The following is a 1652-nucleotide window of genomic DNA, read 5'->3' as shown; positions in this document are numbered from 1 at the left end:
GACGCGGAGATCACTGTGCTGACGGTGGGTCCGGAGGACGCGAAGGACGCGTTGCGCAAGGCGTTGTCGATGGGTGCGGACAAGGCTGTTCATGTCGAGGACGATGATCTGCATGGTACGGATGTCGTCGGTACGTCGCTGGTGCTGGCCCGGGCGGTCGAGAAGGCGGGTTACGACCTGGTGATCTCCGGTATGGCGTCGACGGACGGTGCGATGGGTGTGGTTCCCGCGCTGCTGGCCGAGCGTCTGGGTGTTCCGCAGGTCACGCTGGTCTCCGAGGTTTCCGTGGAGGGTGGGGTCGTGCGGGGCCGTCGTGACGGTGACACGGCGTCGGAGCGGCTGGAGGCGTCGTTGCCGGCGGTGGTGTCGGTGACGGACCAGTCGGGTGAGGCGCGGTATCCGTCGTTCAAGGGGATCATGGCGGCGAAGAAGAAGCCGGTGGTGTCCTGGGATCTGGGGGATCTGGGGATCGAGTCGGACGAGGTCGGTCTGGGGGGTGCGTGGACCGTGGTCGAGTCGGCGGCGGAGCGTCCGGCCCGTAGTGCGGGCACGGTCGTGAAGGACGAGGGCGAGGGCGGCCGGCGGCTGGCCGAGTTCCTGGCCGGTCAGAAGTTCATCTGAGGCGCGTGGCGTCCTGACGTTTCCGTTTCTTCGTTACTCGCAGGAGATTGAAGTCCCATGGCTGAAGTTCTTGTCTTTGTCGATCACGTGGACGGTGCTGTCCGCAAGCCCACGCTGGAGCTGTTGACGCTGGCGCGCCGGGTCGGTGAGCCGGTCGCGGTGGCGTTGGGTGCGGGTGCTGCCGGTACTGCGGGGGTGCTGGGTGAGCATGGTGCGGTGCGGGTGCTGACGGCTGATGCGCCGGAGTTCGCCGAGTATCTCGTGGTGCCGAAGGTGGATGCGTTGCAGGCGGCGGTGGATGTGGTGTCGCCGGTGGCGGTGCTGGTGCCGTCGTCGGTGGAGGGCAAGGAGATCGCGGCTCGTCTGGCGGTGCGGATCGGGTCGGGTGTCATCACTGATGCGGTGGATCTGGAGGCCGGTGAGCAGGGTCCGGTTGCCACGCAGTCGGCGTTCGCGGCGTCGTTCACCACGAGGTCCCGGGTGGTGAGGGGGGTGCCGGTGATCACGGTGAAGCCGAACTCGGCGCCGGTGGAGGCGGCTGCGGCCGCGGGTGCGGTCGAGGTGCTGGCGGTGTCGTTCTCGGCGCTGGCGAGGGGGACGAAGGTGCTGTCGCGGACGCCGCGTGAGTCGACGGGGCGTCCGGAGCTGACGGAGGCCGCGATCGTCGTGTCGGGTGGCCGGGGTGTCAACGGTGCGGAGAACTTCGCGGTCATCGAGGCGCTCGCGGACTCGCTGGGTGCGGCGGTCGGTGCGTCGCGTGCCGCGGTGGACGCGGGCTGGTATCCGCATTCCAGCCAGGTCGGGCAGACCGGTAAGTCGGTCTCGCCGCAGTTGTACATCGCGTCCGGTATCTCGGGCGCGATCCAGCACCGGGCGGGCATGCAGACGTCCAAGACGATCGTCGCGATCAACAAGGACGCCGAGGCCCCGATCTTCGACCTCGTCGACTACGGCGTCGTCGGCGACCTCTTCCAGGTCGTGCCCCAGCTCACCGAAGAGGTCAACTCCCGCAAGGGCTGACCCGCCCTCTC

2 protein-coding genes are annotated in these 1652 nt (G+C 68.4%); both read left to right on the top strand.

Translation table 11 applies throughout. From position 1 onward, the window contains the following. A partial coding sequence (locus tag ACF08M_RS41625) for an electron transfer flavoprotein subunit beta/FixA family protein (RefSeq protein ID WP_392190523.1) occupies positions 1–621 on the top strand: 621 nt, incomplete at its 5' end. A gap of 57 nt (positions 622–678) precedes the next feature. After that, a complete protein-coding gene (locus tag ACF08M_RS41620; protein WP_392190522.1) occupies positions 679–1641 on the top strand; it encodes an electron transfer flavoprotein subunit alpha/FixB family protein in 963 nt (320 codons plus the stop codon). The last annotated feature ends 11 nt before the right edge of the window (positions 1642–1652 follow it).

This window comes from Streptomyces sp. NPDC015032 (assembly GCF_043080425.1).
Classification (GTDB): domain Bacteria; phylum Actinomycetota; class Actinomycetes; order Streptomycetales; family Streptomycetaceae; genus Streptomyces.
Note: the sequence above shows the minus strand (reverse complement) of the source record. Positions and strands in the feature narration are given on the sequence as shown.